The following is a 14,591-nucleotide window of genomic DNA, read 5'->3' as shown; positions in this document are numbered from 1 at the left end:
GCTCCGGGCCGGGGCGGCGGCGGCGTGGGGGCAGGGTCTGAAAAGGCGCATAAGACAATAATCTGGGACACGGCGGCGGTTTGCCGGTTCACGGAGCATGGCGAGTCGCCTTGGCACCATGAGGCGCATGACGCAGTTGACGGGCCGTCCGATCCTGCAGGTGCCACGTGAATTGGGCGGACGCCCCGCGCTGGCCGACCTGTTGGCGGGAGTGCGGACGGCCCTGGTCGGTCTGGCGCTGGTCGGGGTGCCGGTGCTCGGGCTGTGGGTGGCGACGCCGTACGCGGACTCGGACGCGGCCGATGCCACCCGGTTGGCGGGTGCGCTCTGGCTGCTCGGGCACGGCGCGCCGGTGCTGCGCGGGAGTGCGGACGCCCCGCTGACCGTCACTCCGCTGCTGCTCGGCGCCCTCATGGTGGTGCGGCTGTACCGGGCGGGGGCCGGGGTGGCGTCGCGGCGCGGGCTGCGTTCGCGCTGGGGCGGCCCGGTGGCGCTGTGGGCGGGGTACTGCGCGGTGGCGGTCGTGGTGGCGCTGCACTGCACGGGGGCCGGGCTGTTCCGCAGCCGGGTGCTGCCGGACCTGCTGGTGGTGGGCCTGCTCGCCGGGCTGTCGACGGCCGCGGGCGTACGGTCCGTCCGTCCGAAGGCCGCCTGGGGCGAGCCACTGTTCGACCGGCTCTCGCCGGGCTGGCGCCCGGACGGCGGCCTGCCCGTGGTGTGTCGCGCGGCCGGTGCGGCCGCGGCGGGTCTGGTCGCGGCGGGCGGGCTGCTGGTGGCGGTGGCGGCGGTGCTGGACGCGGTGGCCGGCGGCGGGCGGGGGATGGCGCTGCTCGGCCGCGGGCCCGCGGCGCTGTCCGGACTGCTGCTGCTCACCGTGGTGCTGCTGCCGAACGCGGTGCTGTGGGGTGCGGCGTACGCGCTGGGCCCCGGCTTCGAGGTCGGCGCCGGAACGCTGGTGTCGCCCGGTGGCACGGAACTCGGTGCGGTGCCGGAGTTCCCGCTGTTCGCGCTGCTGCCCCCGGAGGGCCCGGGCGGCTGGCGGCTGGCGGCGCTGCTGCTGCCGCTGCTGGCGGGGCTGGTGCCCGCGGGGCTGCTCGGCCGGGCGGCGGCGGGCCGCCGGTCCCCGGCGGGCGGCGCCGGCCCCTGGCCGCCCGCCGCGACGGTGGTCGCGGCGCTGGCGGCCGCGCTGCTGCTCGGCGCCGGGGCGACGGCGCTGGGCTGGCTGTCGGGCGGGGCGCTGGCGGCCGAGCGGATGGCCCGGCTGGGGCCGGTGCCGTGGTGGACGGGCCTCGCGGCGGCGGGCTGGCTGGCCGCGGTGGCCGTGCCGGGGGCCCTGCTGGTGCGCCGCCGCGTGCTCGGCCCGGTGGGCGTCGAGTACGTGGACGACGCCGGGCACGCGGACGACGCCGGGTACGCACGCGGCGACGAGGGCACGGCCGAGGTCGCGGGCCCGGCGCCCGAGCAGGGCGCACGCGCCCTGCTCGCGCTACGGGCGCACCGGAGTGCGCTGGAACTGCGCGCCCGTACCCACGCCCTCGTGCTGCGGCTGTCCGGTCAGCGCCCCCTCGACTGAGCCGGCCGCCTACTCGGCGTTACCCGTGAAGTCCACGTACCACTGCGGGGCGTACCGGTCGCAGTTCTCGGCGCCGACGTTGGTCAGCGAGTCCCGCACGCAGGTCACGTAGTCCTCGTAGTAGTACCCGAGCCCGATCACCGAGGTGGCGACCACGACGGTCATCGCCCCGGTGAGGATCCCGGCGAGCGCGGCCGGGGTGAGCGGGTTCGGCGCCGGGATCCCGACGGGCCCGCCCGCGACCGCCGCGGCGGGCCGCTTGGCGCGCAGCGCGCCGATGCCCCAGCCGATGCCGAGCACCCCGACGAGCAGCGCGATCCAGTGGAAGCCGGCGAACAGGCAGACCAGTGCGAAGGGCCCGGCCAGCGCGGCGTTGCGGGCCTTGCGGTGGCTCGGGTCCTTCGGGTCGAGCCGCGGCGGTTGCGGGGCCTGCGGGCCCCGGCCGGGGCGGCCGTCGCCGAGGCCCTGGCCCCACGGCGGCGGGAACGGCGGACGCTCGCCGTCCTGACCGCCGCCGTCCTGACCGCCGCCGCCCTGGCCGCCGTCGCCGTCGGGGCCCTGGCCGGGCCAGGGCCTGCGAGGCCGCCACGGCTGGTCCGGGGCGTCCGCCGGCGGCGGCGCGAAGGGGTTGCGCTCGTCGGTCTCGTCGCCGCTGCTCATGGGTTCAGCCGTTCCTTCTCGGTCGGGGCTCGGTCGGTGCTCGTTCGGAGGTTTCGCGTCGGAGCGGTCTCCCGCACCCCAATGATCCCGCAAGCGTTCGAGGGCCCGGCGGGGGCCTGCCCGTACCCGTACGGGCCGGGCGCAACTCCGGTACGGCGGGGCCGAGGAGATCCCCGTCTCAACTACGCGCGTAGCGCCGCCGGGAGGGTGCGGGGGCCCTCCGACCAGCCGTTATCGTGGTGACGGTCAGCAGCTCAGATAGGTTCCCCGGGGCCCGCGTCGCGGCGGGTTCTCCTGGTGTTCCCCTTCGCTCGACCTGCCGTTCGTAGTGGCCCCACCACCGGTGGACGTACCAGCGGGCGGCGCCCGACCTACGGAGAATCGCGCAGTGGCCGCCGCCCCCGCTCAGCTCTTCCCGCCCCGTACGCCCGGACCGGCCCGCCTGGTGGTGCTGGTCTCCGGCTCCGGCACCAACCTCCAGGCGCTGATCGACGCCGTGGCCGACCCGGCGTACGGCGCCGAGATCGTGGCCGTGGGCGCGGACCGGGACAGCATCACCGGCCTCGACCGCGCCGGGAAGGCGGGCCTGCCGACCTTCGTCCACCGGATGAAGGACTTTGCGGACCGCGCCGACTGGGACCGTGCGCTGACCGCCTCCGTCGCCGCCCACCAGCCGGACCTGGTGGTCACGGCCGGCTTCATGAAGATCCTCGGCCCCGAGTTCCTCGCGGCCTTCGCGGGGCGGATCGTCAACACCCACCCCGCACTGCTGCCCGCCTTCCCCGGCGCCCACGGCGTCACCGACGCGCTCGCGTACGGGGTGAAGGTCACCGGCTGCACCGTCCACCTGGTCGACGCCGGTGTGGACACCGGGCCGATCATCGCGCAGGGCGTCGTCGAGGTCGTCGACGCCGACCACGCCGATGGCGGCGAAGCGCTGCACGAGCGCATCAAGACTGTCGAGCGCAAGCTGCTCGTCGACGTCGTGGGCCGGCTGGCCCGCGAAGGTCACCGCATCGAGGACCGAAAGGTATGGATCCCGGCATGAGTGCGAGCTCCACCACGCCCCCCGTTTCGGAGAACATCCGTCCGATCCGTCGCGCGCTGATCAGCGTGTACGACAAGACCGGTCTGGAGGAGCTGGCCCAGGGCCTGCACGCCGCCGGGGTCGCCATCGTCTCCACCGGCTCCACCGCGGGCCGGATCGCCGCCGCGGGCGTCCCGGTGACCGAGGTCTCCGAGCTGACCGGCTTCCCGGAGTGCCTGGACGGGCGCGTGAAGACGCTGCACCCCCGCGTGCACGCCGGCGTGCTCGCCGACCTGCGGCTGGAGTCGCACCGCGCCCAGCTGGCCGAGCTCGGTGTCGAGCCCTTCGACCTGGTCGTGGTGAACCTCTACCCGTTCAAGGCCACCGTCGCCTCGGGCGCCACCCCGGACGAGTGCGTCGAGCAGATCGACATCGGCGGCCCGAGCATGGTCCGCGCCGCCGCCAAGAACCACCCGTCGGTGGCCGTGGTGGTCGACCCGGCCCGCTACGACGACGTGCTGACGGCCGTTCGCGAGGGCGGCTTCGACCTGGCCACCCGCAAGCGCCTGGCCGGTGCCGCGTTCGCCCACACCGCCGCCTACGACGTGGCCGTGGCCTCCTGGTTCGAGGCCGGCTACGCCCCCGGCGACGAGCGTTTCCCCGAGTTCCTCGGCGCCACCTGGGAGCGGCAGAACGTGCTGCGCTACGGCGAGAACCCGCACCAGGGCGCCGCGCTGTACAGCGACGGCACGGGCGGCCTGGCCGGCGCCCGGCAGCTGCACGGCAAGGAGATGTCGTACAACAACTACGTCGACACCGACGCCGCCCGCCGCGCCGCGTACGACCACGCCGAGCCGGCCGTCGCGATCATCAAGCACGCCAACCCTTGCGGCATCGCGACCGGCGGCGACGTCGTCGAGGCGCACCGCAAGGCGCACGAGTGCGACCCGGTCTCCGCGTACGGCGGCGTGATCGCGGTCAACCGCCCGGTCACCGTCGAGCTGGCCGAGCAGATCGCCCCGATCTTCACCGAGGTCGTCGTGGCCCCCGGCTACGAGGACGGCGCGGTCGAGGTGCTGGCCCGCAAGAAGAACATCCGGGTGCTGGTCGCCCCCGAGGCCCCGGCCAACCGCCAGGAGGTGCGCCCGATCTCCGGCGGCGTGCTGCTCCAGGACGCCGACCGGGTGCAGGCCGAGGGCGACGACCCGGCGAACTGGACGCTGGCCACCGGCGAGGCGCTCCCCGCGGCCGAGCTGGCCGAGCTGGCGTTCGCGTGGCGGGCCTGCCGGGCCGTCAAGTCCAACGCGATCCTGCTGGCCAAGGACGGTGCCTCGGTGGGCGTCGGGATGGGCCAGGTCAACCGGGTCGACTCCTGCAAGCTCGCGGTCGAGCGGGCCGGCGAGCGGGCCAAGGGCTCGTACGCCGCCTCGGACGCCTTCTTCCCGTTCCCGGACGGCCCGGAGATCCTCATCGCCGCCGGCGTGCGCGCGATCGTCCAGCCGGGCGGTTCGATCCGTGACGAGATGGTCATCGAGGCGGCCGAGAAGGCCGGTGTGACGATGTACTTCACCGGCGCGCGCCACTTCTTCCACTGAGTGGCACGAAGCGGCCCGGCCCCCTCCGAGGAGGGAGCCGGGCCGCTTCGCCGTGGTCCGTGCCGTCCGGTCAGTACCGCGGCCGGTTGAACCAGTTGACGCCGTCCTGGATGCACATGGCGGTGATCCAGATGATGCTGATGGCCAGCCACAGACCGGCCATCACGTAACCGATGGCGGTCCCGGCGGTGACGGCTCCCGCCAGGATCAGCAGGCCGACCAGGGCGCCGAGCGAGCCGTACACGATGGTGGTGATCCGGACGTTGTTGCCGCCCTTGCCGAACTTGGCGCCGAGCGTGATGGAGAGCGCGGCGAACAGGCCGAACAGGATCGCGACGACGATCAGGATGCCTGCGGCGGCGTCGCCCAGTGCGGTGAACGGGTTGTCGCTGGTGGAGGCCTTGACCGTGTTGGTGGCGTCCTTGGCCGCGGCCCCGATGAGCAGGTAGACGATCGCGAGGATCGCTTGCACGCCACCCACGATGAAGAGCAGCACCCGGGCGGTGGTCACCAGGCCCGGCATGACCTGCGGCATGGCCGGCGCGTAGCCGTAGCCCGGGGCGACCGGCTGCGGGTAGCCGTAGCCCGGGGCCGGCGGCGGGGCCTGCTGCGGGTAGCCGTACCCGGGGGCCTGCGGCTGGCCGTACGGGTTGTTCGGGTCGGGCGGGTAACTCATGGATGCCTCCGGGCAGTTGCGGGGACGTGGGGACGGGACGGCGGAGGACCCGGTTGCGGCCGGCGAGACGGGTCGCCGACGGAACGGGACGGCGGCGGAGCGCGGTGACAGCCCGGCGGCGGTGACGGGCGCGGCCGGCTCAGTGCTGTGACGAGCGGGTGATCGGACGGCGGGACGGGCACGGCGCGGTCAGGGCGACGCCATGGCGGTCGGGCTGTGCGGACTGCTGTGATCGGATCACTGGCTCTTTCCCCCGGGTACGCCCCGCCGCGGGATCCGTCGGCCCGTCACCGGGCCGGGTCGCGGCAGGGGATGCCCGCATATCGTGATCCGGACGGCAGCGCGCTGTCCAGCCGGTTCCGGGTGCCAGGTCAAGACTGTGGCGCAACCGCAACGTGGTGCGGACCTTCCGTGCCCGTCCGGTCGCCCGACCGGCCGTGGGGCCGGTCCCGGTACGGGGTGCGGTCGCGATCCGGGAGAATGGGGTCATGACTGCCCAGATTCTCGATGGCAAGGCCACCGCCGCCGCGATCAAGTCCGAACTCGCCGCCCGCGTGGCGGCCCTCAAGGCGAAGGGCGTCACGCCCGGCCTCGGTACCGTCCTGGTCGGCGACGACCCGGGCAGCCGCTGGTACGTCAACGGGAAGCACAAGGACTGCGCCGAGGTCGGCATCGCCTCGATCCAGCGCGAGCTGCCCGCGACCGCCACCCAGGAGGACGTCGAGAACGTCGTCCGCGAGCTCAACGCCGACCCGTCCTGCACCGGCTACATCGTCCAGCTGCCGCTGCCGAAGGGCCTGGACCAGAACCCGGTCCTGGAGCTGATGGACCCGGACAAGGACGCCGACGGCCTGCACCCGACCTCGCTCGGCCGCCTGGCGCTGGGCATCGAGGGCCCGCTGCCGTGCACCCCGCTGGGCATCGTCGAGCTGCTGCGCCGGCACGACGTGGAGATCGACGGCGCCGAGGTGGTCGTGGTCGGCCGCGGCATCACCGTCGGCCGCTCGATCGGCCTGCTGCTGACCCGCCGCAGCGAGAACGCCACCGTCACCCTGTGCCACACCGGTACCCGGGACCTCGGCGCCCACCTGCGCAAGGCCGACATCATCGTGGCCGCCGCGGGCGTGCCGCACCTGGTCAAGCCGGAGGACGTCAAGCCGGGCGCGGCGGTGCTGGACGTCGGCGTCAGCCGCAGCGAGGGAAAGATCGTCGGCGACGTGCACCCGGGCGTGGCCGAGGTGGCAGGCTGGATCTCCCCGAACCCCGGCGGCGTGGGCCCGATGACCCGCGCGATGCTGCTGAACAACATCGTCGAGGCGGCCGAGCGCCGCGCCGGCGTCTGATCCCCGAGGGACGGCGAGCATGACTGAACCGCGACCGGCGCGGCCCCGGCAGAGGCCGGTCAAGACCACCGGCACCCTCCCGCCCGAGGGCGCCGCCCCGGCCCTCGGGCGCGACCACGCCCTGCCGGTCCGGCAGTGGCCGATAACGCTGGTCCTCTCGGTGGTCGGCGCCGGCCTCGCGGTCACCTGGTTCGCCGACTTCAAGGACGGCTTCAAGTACGGGTTGCTGCTCCTCGGCACCGGGGTGCTGCTCGGCGCGGTGCTGCGGTTGGTGCTGCCCGAGGTCGGGATGCTGGCGGTGCGCAGCCGGTTCACCGACGTGATCGTGCTGGCCTTCCTGGGCGCCTCGATCGTGCTGCTGACCCTGGTCGCGCAGCCGAACCCGTGGCTGGAGATCCCGCTGCTGGACAACATCGGCCAGCTGATCGGCCGGCCCAAGCACTGAGCCGGCCCGAGCACTGAGCCGGCCCGGGCACGGGCCCGTGCACTGCGTGGCCACGCCCCTGCGGCCCCGCCCGGAATCCCGGGCGGGGCCGCGGTGCGTCTGTGACGCATCAGCCACGCCCGCACACGCGGCGTACGCTTCCCTTTGCGATAACCTGACGCCGGTCTCTCGATGTCGAGAGATCATCCTGGCTCCAGTGCCGGTGTGCCTGGGGCACCTGGCGATTTGCTGGAGAAGGTAGAAATGACCCGCACCCCCGTCAACGTCACCATCACCGGAGCTGCCGGCCAGATCGGCTACGCGCTGCTCTTCCGCATCGCCTCGGGCCACCTGCTCGGTGCCGACGTGCCGGTGAACCTGCGCCTCCTGGAGATCCCGCAGGGCCTCAAGGCCGCCGAGGGCACCGCCATGGAGCTCGTCGACTGCGCCTTCCCGCTGCTGCGGGACATCACCATCACCGACAACCCGAACGAGGCCTTCGACGGCGCCAACGTCGCGCTTCTGGTCGGCGCCCGTCCGCGCACCGCCGGCATGGAGCGCGGCGACCTGCTGCAGGCCAACGGCGGCATCTTCGGCCCGCAGGGCAAGGCCATCAACGACCACGCCGCGGACGACATCAAGGTCCTGGTCGTCGGCAACCCGGCCAACACCAACGCCCTGATCGCCCAGCGCAACGCTCCGGACGTCCCGGCCGAGCGCTTCACCGCGATGACCCGTCTGGACCACAACCGCGCGGTCGGCCAGCTGTCCGCCAAGACCGGCGCCCTGGTCTCCGACATCAAGCGCGTCACCATCTGGGGCAACCACTCCGCGACCCAGTACCCGGACATCTTCCAGGCCGAGGTCGCCGGCAAGCCGGCCTTCGAGGCCGTCGGCAGCGACCAGGCCTGGCTGGAGAACGACTTCATTCCGACCGTCGCCAAGCGCGGCGCCGCCATCATCGACGCCCGTGGCGCCTCCTCGGCCGCCTCGGCCGCCAACGCCGCCATCGACCACGTGTACACCTGGGTCAACGGCACCGGCGAGGGCGACTGGACCTCCATGGGTGTCGTCTCCGACGGCTCCTACGGCGTCCCGGCCGGCCTGATCTCCTCCTTCCCGGTCACCACCAAGGACGGCAAGTTCGAGATCGTCCAGGGCCTGGAGATCTCCGACTTCTCCCGCGCCCGCATCGACGCCTCGGTCAAGGAGCTGACCGAGGAGCGCGACGCGGTCCAGGAGCTGGGCCTCATCTGAGTCCCGCCCACGCGGCCTTCCCGACGGCCCGCCCCTCCCGCTCCCGGGAGGCGGCGGGCCGTCGCCGCTCCCGGCCCCCGACCGGCCACGTCGTCGCTTCCGGTCCGCCCGGCCCCGCTGTCGCTTCCGGCCCCGCCGGCCCCGTCGTCGCTTCCGGCCCCCGCCTGCTCCCGCCGCCTACACTGGCCCGCTGTGAACGAAACCCTCGGGGACGCCGCGCTCGTCCTCGTCTTCATCCTGCTGGGCGGGCTGTTCAACGTCGCCGAGATCTCGCTGATCTCGCTGCGGGAGGGCCAGATCCGGGCGCTGGAGGCACGTGGCACCCGGCGCTCGGCCCGGGCCGCGCACCTGGCCGCCGACCCCAACCGCTTCCTGGCCGCCGTCCAGGTCGGCGTGACCTGCATGGGCTTCCTGTCCGCCGCCTTCGGCGCCGACACGCTGTCCGGGAAGGTCGCCCCGCTGTTCGTCGACGCCGGGCTGTCCCAGGGGATGGCGGACGCGGTCGCCCTGGTCGGGCTCACCCTGGTGATCAGCTACGTCTCGCTGGTGCTCGGCGAGCTCACCCCCAAGCGGATCGGCCTGCAGCGCGCCGAGTCCATCGCGGTGGTCGCCGCCCCCGTGGTGGACGTGATGTCGGTGGCGCTGCGCCCGGTGATCTGGCTGCTCGGGCACTCCACCAACCTGATGGTCCGACTGTTCGGCGGCGACCCGGCGGCCGGGCGCGGCTCGATGAGCTCCGAGGAACTGCGCGGCCTGGTCGCCTCCAACACCGAACTGGGTAGCGACGAAAGGGCGTTGATCGCCGATGTGTTCGCCGCCGGGGAGCGCCAGCTGCGCGAGGTGATGGTGCCGCGCACCGAGGTGACCTTCCTGGACGCCGAACGCCCGCTGGCCGCGGTGCGGCACCAGGCCGAGACCTCGCCGCACTCGCGCTACCCGGTAGTCGAGGGCAGCGCCGACGCCGTGGTCGGCTTCGTCCACGTCCGGGACCTGTACGGTGCCCGCGGCGAGCAGGCCGTCAAGGTCCGCGACCTGGCCCGCCCGGTCAAGCTGCTGCCCGGCACCAAGCGGGTGCTGGAGGCGATGGGCGAGATGCGCCGGGAGGGTCACCACCTGGCCATCGTGGTGGACGAGTACGGCGGCACCGCCGGCATCGTCACCCTGGAGGACCTGGTCGAGGAGGTGATCGGCGAGATCCGGGACGAGTACGACCGCCCGGAGACCGCCCCCACCCGCCGCCTGGCCGGCGGCGGCATGGAACTGGACGGCCTGCTCAACCTCGGCGACTTCGAGGAGGAGACCGGAGTCTCCCTGCCCGAGGGCCCGTACGAGACGGTGGCCGGCTGCCTGGTCGCCTCGCTCGGCCGGCTGCCCCGGGACGGCGACCACGCCCGGGTCCCGGTCGAGGGCGGCGGGGCCGTGCTGCTGACGGTGGCCAAGGTGGAGGGCCGGCGGATCGCCCGGGTGAGGGTGAGTGCGGTCACACCGGAGGACCCTGCTGGGTCGGAGGTTTCCTGACCGACCGGGGGAACTGGAAGAATGGCCCGCATGGTCAACGCAGCGGTCACTGGTCCGGTCAAGGACCGTCCCCGGGTGCTCTCCGGCATCCAGCCCACCTCCGGCTCGTTCCACCTCGGCAACTACCTGGGCGCGGTGCGCCAGTGGGTCGACCTGCAGAAGGAGAACGACGCCTTCTACATGGTCGTCGACCTGCACGCGATCACCGTGCCGCAGGACCCGGCGACCCTGCGCCAGAACACCCGGATCTCCGCCGCCCAGCTGCTCGGCGCCGGCCTGGACCCGGAGCGCTGCACCCTGTTCGTCCAGTCGCAGGTGCCCGAACACGCGCAGCTCGCCTGGGTGATGAACTGCCTCACCGGCTTCGGCGAGGCCTCCCGGATGACCCAGTTCAAGGACAAGTCCTCCCGGTACGGCGCCGAGAGCACCACCGTCGGCCTGTTCACCTACCCGATCCTGCAGATCGCGGACATCCTGCTCTACCAGGCGGACGCCGTCCCGGTCGGCGAGGACCAGCGCCAGCACGTGGAGATCACCCGCGACATCGCCGAGCGCTTCAACTCCCGCTACGCCCCGGTCTTCACGATCCCCAAGCCGTACATCCTCAAGGAGACGGCGAAGATCATGGACCTCCAGGACCCGGGCATCAAGATGAGCAAGTCGGCCTCCTCGCCCAAGGGTCTGGTCAGCCTGCTGGACGACGCGAAGGTCAGCGCCAAGAAGTTCAAGAGCGCCGTGACCGACACCGGCACCGTGGTCTCCTACGACGAGGAGCAGAAGCCGGGCGTCTCCAACCTGCTGCGCATCCACTCCGCGCTCAGCGGCGAGTCGGTCGAGCAGCTGGTCGCCCACTTCGAGGGCAAGATGTACGGCGCCCTGAAGAGCGAGCTGGCCGAGCTGTTCGCCGAGTGGGTGACCCCCTTCCAGGAGCGCACCAGGACCTTCCTGGACGACCCGGCCGAGCTGGACCGGGTGCTGGCGATCGGTGCCGAGAAGGCCCGCGCGGTGGCCTCCGAGACGCTGGCCACGGTGTACGACCGGATCGGCTTCCTCCCGGCCGCCAAGCGGTGACTCCCCTCACACGCCTGCCCGATGGTGGCGGTGACTCGCCCGTCACCATCGGCGTGTCCGTGAGCGTTCCGGATCCGTACGGCGCGCGGATCCAGGACGCCCGGGCCGGCCACGGCGACCCGCAGGCGCGCTCGATACCGACGCACGTCACCCTGCTGCCGCCGACCGAGCTGCCCGCCGAGGTGCTGCCGAAGGTCGAGGAGCACCTGGCGGCGGTGGCGGCGGCGCACCGGCCGTTCCGGATGCTGCTGCGCGGCGGCGGCACCTTCCGCCCGGTCTCCCCGGTGGTGTTCGTCCGGGTCGAGGAGGGCGCGCAGGAGTGCCGGCTGCTGGAGGCGGACGTCCGCTCCGGCCCGCTGGCCCGCGAACTGGCCTTCCCGTACCACCCGCACGTGACGGTCGCCCACGGCCTGCCGGACGACGTGCTGGACCAGGCGTACGAGCAGGCGCGCGGGTTCCGGGCGTCCTTCCTGGTGCCGGGCTTCTCGCTCTCCCGGTTCGACGCGGACGAGGTCTGGCGGCCCTGGCGGGAGTACCACTTCTCCTGAACCGGCACGGCTCCTGCACCCGTACGGTCTCCGGACCGCCGGGGAGCTACCCGGCGCGGCCGAGTCCGAGCATCCGGTCGACCACCCGGCGGGCCGCCCCGCCGTCGTCCAGGACACAGTGCTCGGCCCGGAAGCGCCGGTAGCGCTCGGCGTACCCGGGCGGCAACTCCGCCCCGCTGTCGGCGAGCTCGCGCAGCGCGCGGACCAGTTCGGCGGAGTCCGGCACCAGCGGCCCGGGGGCGTTCGGCTCGAAGTCGAAGTAGAAGCCGCGCAGGGTGTCGCGGTAGTGCTCCAGGTCGTAGGTGAAGAAGTAGACCGGACGGCCGGTGATCGCGAAGTCGAACATGATCGACGAGTAGTCGGTCACCAGCACGTCGGCGATCAGCAGCAGCTCCTGCGGGTCGGGGAAGTCCCCGCAGTCGAACAGGAAGCCGTCGTCGGAGCCCGGCAGCGGGTCGCGCACGTGCGAGTGCGGGCGGACCAGCAGCACGTGGTCCTCACCGAGCAGCCGGCGGGCGTGGTCGACGTCCAGCCGCAGGTCGAGCCGGAAGCCCTCGCCGTCGCCGTGCTGCTGGTCCTCGCGCCAGGTCGGCGCGTACAGCACGACCCGCTTGCCCTCGGGGATGCCGAGCCGGTGCCGGACGGTCGCGGCGACCCGCGGGTCGGGCTCGGCCAGGACGTCGCCGCGCGGGTAGCCGGACTCCAGGACCTCGCCGTCGTAGCGGAAGGCGCGCTGCAGGATCGGGGTGGCGAACGGGCTGGGGGAGAGCAGCAGGCTCCACTGCGGGGTCTCCCGGTCGAGCGCCTCCAGGTAGCCGTGGTCGGCCAGCCAGGGGTTGTCGACGTCGTGGGCGATCCGCTTCAGCAGCGAGCCGTGCCAGGTCTGCACCACGACCTGGCCCTCGCGGCGCTCCAGGAAGTCCGGGAAGTGGGTGTTGCCGACCAGGTAGCGGCAGGTGGCCAGGGCGCGGTACCACTCCGGGCTCCAGATCCGTACCGGGACGACCCCGGGCGGCAGCTCGGCCTGGCCGTCGTCGACCACCCACAGGTGCTCCAACGGCTCGCCGCGGCGGACGAGTTCGGCGTGCACCGCGCGCGGGGAGTCGGCGTAGCCGCGGCCGCCGAACACGTCGTACAGCACCGCCTCGCGCAGCGGTTCGCGGCGGGCGGCCGGGTAGTGCCCGGTGCGCAGCCGCTGCTGGGTCCAGGCGCTGCGCTCGCTGGCGTCGAGCACCGGGGTGGAGTCCACCAGCAGGGCGTCGTGCCAGCGGCGCTGCAGCAGGACGTGCTTGCCGCCGGTGGTCGCGGTGACGGGCAGCGCGGGCAGGACGGCGGCGGCGGCGATCAGCGGCCGGGCCGGGCCGGAGCGGTCGGCCGGCTCCAGGGCGGCCTCCCAGATCCCCTTGCGCAGCGGTAGCACGGCGCCGTCCGAGCTGGTGCGGGTGGCGGGCACCTGGACCCGGAAGCGGCCGTCCGGTTCGGGCTCGACGGGGGTGCGGACCTCGCCCGCGGTGCCGCTGTGCCGCAGGACCAGTTCCAGCCGGTCGGCGGCCGGATCCGGGCAGTGGCCGGAGAGTTCGAAGCCGGCGAAGTGGACCGCGATCCGGTCGACCAGCCCGGCGGCCGGCTGGACGCAGACCTGGAGCCGGCCGTCGGCGAGGTGCTTGAGGTAGAGCACCCGGTCCGGGGCGTCCGGCAGCGGGTGCTGGCCGGCCACCGGTCCGCCGCGCTCGTCCAGGCAGAGCTGCTCCGTGCCGCCGTCGGGGCGCAGCAGCTCGGCGTCCCAGTGCTCCAGCGTGTGGCGGCCGCGCCCGTCGGCGGTGAACGGCCGGTACGGCAGGTGGACGGTGAAGGTGTTGCCGGTGCGGGTGAGCGGGTGCTCGATCACGGCGTCGCTCTGCCGGTGGCGCAGCCGCAGCACGGTGCCGGCGGGGCAGTGGTCGGCGGTGCCGGCCAGCAGGATGCCGTCGGAGGCGGGTTCCGCTCGGTCGAGCCGGACACCGGGGCGTTCCAGCCGCAGCCGCAGCCGGTCGTCCTCGAAGTGCGGCTGGAGGCGGACGTCGCGGTCCACCCAGCGGGCCGGCGGGTACTCGCCGGATCCGCACCAGTGGGGGGCGAGGGCGCCGTACTGGCGGCGCAGCCGGGTGGGGCGGGGGCGGGTGAAGAGGGTGGTCTCGATCTGCCAGTCGCCGAGCAGCCAGCGGCCGTCGCGGCGCAGCCGGGAGGGTTCCACCAGGGCGGTGAAGCCGGACCAGTCGTGGTTGTGGTCGGGCTGGGCGCTGTCGTCGGTGACCTCGGGCAGCCTGCGGGGTCTGGTGCGCAGGTGCAGCGGCGGTTCGGTGCCGTCCTGGTGGCGCAGGGTCAGCCAGGTCCAGGCCGAGCCGGGGCGGCCGGTGTCCAGGTCCAGCGGGCGGGCGAAGCCGGTGAGCTCCAGCCCGCGGCCGTGCCAGCGGGCCCGCAGCAGCCCGAACACCACGTCCTCGTCGACGGCGGGTCGGCCGGTGCTCACCCGGGGGGCGGCGTGCGGCAGAACGAACCGGGTGAGCGCAGGCATGGTGCGGGGGGCCCTTCGGCGGAGGGGATCCCGGGCGTGGCGGTGGCCGGGAGGGGCCGCCGTGCCGACGCGGGGCGGACGGGGCCGAATTGATATCCCATACCGGGAAGGCAGCCCGGGTCAACTGTTCAGTTCGGAGAATTTCCTTTGAAATTCATTGGGGAAACATGAGTTCGAGCGCAAAATGCACGTAAAGGGCCGACTGTTCTCGGAGAATTCCCAGGTGGCGCCGAGGCGGGGGGGGGGGGGGGCCCGCGCCCCCCCCCCCCCCCCGGCCCCCCACCCCAGCGACGGGGCCCGGGGGGGGGGCCCCCCCCGGCCGCGCGGCGGGGGGGCGGGCGCCGG

At 73.8% G+C, this 14,591-nt stretch carries 12 protein-coding genes; 9 read left to right on the top strand and 3 right to left on the bottom strand.

Annotated elements, in window-relative coordinates; all coding sequences use genetic code 11:
* The first annotated feature begins 127 nt into the window (after positions 1-127).
* Complete coding sequence (locus ACH4J0_RS21415) at positions 128-1,573, top strand: DUF6350 family protein (protein WP_396242127.1); 1,446 nt, start codon at positions 128-130, stop codon at positions 1,571-1,573.
* Positions 1,574-1,582: 9 nt separating this feature from the next.
* Here ACH4J0_RS21415 and ACH4J0_RS21410 read toward each other — a convergent pair whose 3' ends face one another.
* The gene (locus tag ACH4J0_RS21410) at positions 1,583-2,233 is read right to left on the bottom strand and encodes a hypothetical protein (protein ID WP_396242126.1); all 651 of its coding nucleotides are present in this window, start codon (positions 2,231-2,233) and stop codon (positions 1,583-1,585) included.
* 388 nt (positions 2,234-2,621) lie between these two features.
* Here ACH4J0_RS21410 and purN point away from each other — a divergent pair, with 388 nt between their 5' ends.
* Together purN and purH are read left to right on the top strand one after the other, a co-directional pair.
* Positions 2,622-3,281, top strand: a complete 660-nt coding sequence (purN, locus tag ACH4J0_RS21405) for a phosphoribosylglycinamide formyltransferase (RefSeq protein ID WP_396242125.1) — start codon at positions 2,622-2,624, stop codon at positions 3,279-3,281.
* Positions 3,278-4,855: a bifunctional phosphoribosylaminoimidazolecarboxamide formyltransferase/IMP cyclohydrolase gene (gene purH / locus ACH4J0_RS21400; RefSeq protein ID WP_396242124.1), complete on the top strand. Its 1,578-nt coding sequence runs from the start codon at positions 3,278-3,280 to the stop codon at positions 4,853-4,855. The genes purN and purH overlap by 4 nt, the downstream gene beginning before the upstream one ends.
* A 70-nt stretch (positions 4,856-4,925) precedes the next feature.
* Here the strand turns inward: purH and ACH4J0_RS21395 are convergent, their stop codons facing one another.
* The gene (locus ACH4J0_RS21395; protein ID WP_396242123.1) at positions 4,926-5,531 is read right to left on the bottom strand and encodes a hypothetical protein; all 606 of its coding nucleotides are present in this window, start codon (positions 5,529-5,531) and stop codon (positions 4,926-4,928) included.
* A 488-nt stretch (positions 5,532-6,019) separates the two neighbouring features.
* Here ACH4J0_RS21395 and ACH4J0_RS21390 point away from each other — a divergent pair, with 488 nt between their 5' ends.
* The 6 genes from ACH4J0_RS21390 (at position 6,020) to ACH4J0_RS21365 (ending at position 11,692) form a co-directional block, all read left to right on the top strand.
* Positions 6,020-6,874 (top strand): bifunctional methylenetetrahydrofolate dehydrogenase/methenyltetrahydrofolate cyclohydrolase, encoded by an 855-nt coding sequence (locus ACH4J0_RS21390; RefSeq protein WP_380420006.1) that lies wholly within the window; start codon positions 6,020-6,022, stop codon positions 6,872-6,874.
* A gap of 19 nt (positions 6,875-6,893) precedes the next feature.
* Positions 6,894-7,319 (top strand): DUF3017 domain-containing protein, encoded by a 426-nt coding sequence (locus ACH4J0_RS21385; RefSeq protein ID WP_396242122.1) that lies wholly within the window; start codon positions 6,894-6,896, stop codon positions 7,317-7,319.
* A 243-nt stretch (positions 7,320-7,562) separates the two neighbouring features.
* Positions 7,563-8,555: a malate dehydrogenase gene (locus tag ACH4J0_RS21380; protein WP_396242121.1), complete on the top strand. Its 993-nt coding sequence runs from the start codon at positions 7,563-7,565 to the stop codon at positions 8,553-8,555.
* 192 nt (positions 8,556-8,747) lie between these two features.
* Positions 8,748-10,073 (top strand): hemolysin family protein, encoded by a 1,326-nt coding sequence (locus ACH4J0_RS21375; protein WP_396242120.1) that lies wholly within the window; start codon positions 8,748-8,750, stop codon positions 10,071-10,073.
* A gap of 30 nt (positions 10,074-10,103) precedes the next feature.
* On the top strand, positions 10,104-11,144 hold the full coding sequence (gene trpS / locus ACH4J0_RS21370; protein ID WP_396242119.1) for a tryptophan--tRNA ligase: 1,041 nt from the start codon (positions 10,104-10,106) through the stop codon (positions 11,142-11,144).
* Positions 11,145-11,203: 59 nt separating this feature from the next.
* Positions 11,204-11,692 (top strand): 2'-5' RNA ligase family protein, encoded by a 489-nt coding sequence (locus tag ACH4J0_RS21365; protein ID WP_396242118.1) that lies wholly within the window; start codon positions 11,204-11,206, stop codon positions 11,690-11,692.
* 46 nt (positions 11,693-11,738) lie between these two features.
* Here ACH4J0_RS21365 and ACH4J0_RS21360 read toward each other — a convergent pair whose 3' ends face one another.
* Complete coding sequence (locus tag ACH4J0_RS21360) at positions 11,739-14,246, bottom strand: CDP-glycerol glycerophosphotransferase family protein (RefSeq protein WP_396242117.1); 2,508 nt, start codon at positions 14,244-14,246, stop codon at positions 11,739-11,741.
* Positions 14,247-14,591: the final 345 nt, after the last annotated feature.

The organism is Kitasatospora sp. NPDC017646 (assembly GCF_044329365.1).
GTDB lineage: Bacteria > Actinomycetota > Actinomycetes > Streptomycetales > Streptomycetaceae > Kitasatospora.
This window is presented reverse-complemented; position numbering and strand designations above follow the sequence as displayed.

Bases quoted from the DNA above. Each gene is read 5' to 3' on its own strand.
- ACH4J0_RS21415 (WP_396242127.1), top strand. From the start codon at position 128: ATGACGCAGTTGACGGGCCGTCCGATCCTGCAGGTGCCACGTGAATTG.
- ACH4J0_RS21410 (WP_396242126.1), bottom strand. From the start codon at position 2,233: ATGAGCAGCGGCGACGAGACCGACGAGCGCAACCCCTTCGCGCCGCCG.
- purH (WP_396242124.1), top strand. From the start codon at position 3,278: ATGAGTGCGAGCTCCACCACGCCCCCCGTTTCGGAGAACATCCGTCCG.
- ACH4J0_RS21395 (WP_396242123.1), bottom strand. From the start codon at position 5,531: ATGAGTTACCCGCCCGACCCGAACAACCCGTACGGCCAGCCGCAGGCC.
- ACH4J0_RS21390 (WP_380420006.1), top strand. From the start codon at position 6,020: ATGACTGCCCAGATTCTCGATGGCAAGGCCACCGCCGCCGCGATCAAG.
- ACH4J0_RS21385 (WP_396242122.1), top strand. From the start codon at position 6,894: ATGACTGAACCGCGACCGGCGCGGCCCCGGCAGAGGCCGGTCAAGACC.
- ACH4J0_RS21380 (WP_396242121.1), top strand. From the start codon at position 7,563: ATGACCCGCACCCCCGTCAACGTCACCATCACCGGAGCTGCCGGCCAG.
- trpS (WP_396242119.1), top strand. From the start codon at position 10,104: ATGGTCAACGCAGCGGTCACTGGTCCGGTCAAGGACCGTCCCCGGGTG.
- ACH4J0_RS21360 (WP_396242117.1), bottom strand. From the start codon at position 14,246: ATGCCTGCGCTCACCCGGTTCGTTCTGCCGCACGCCGCCCCCCGGGTG.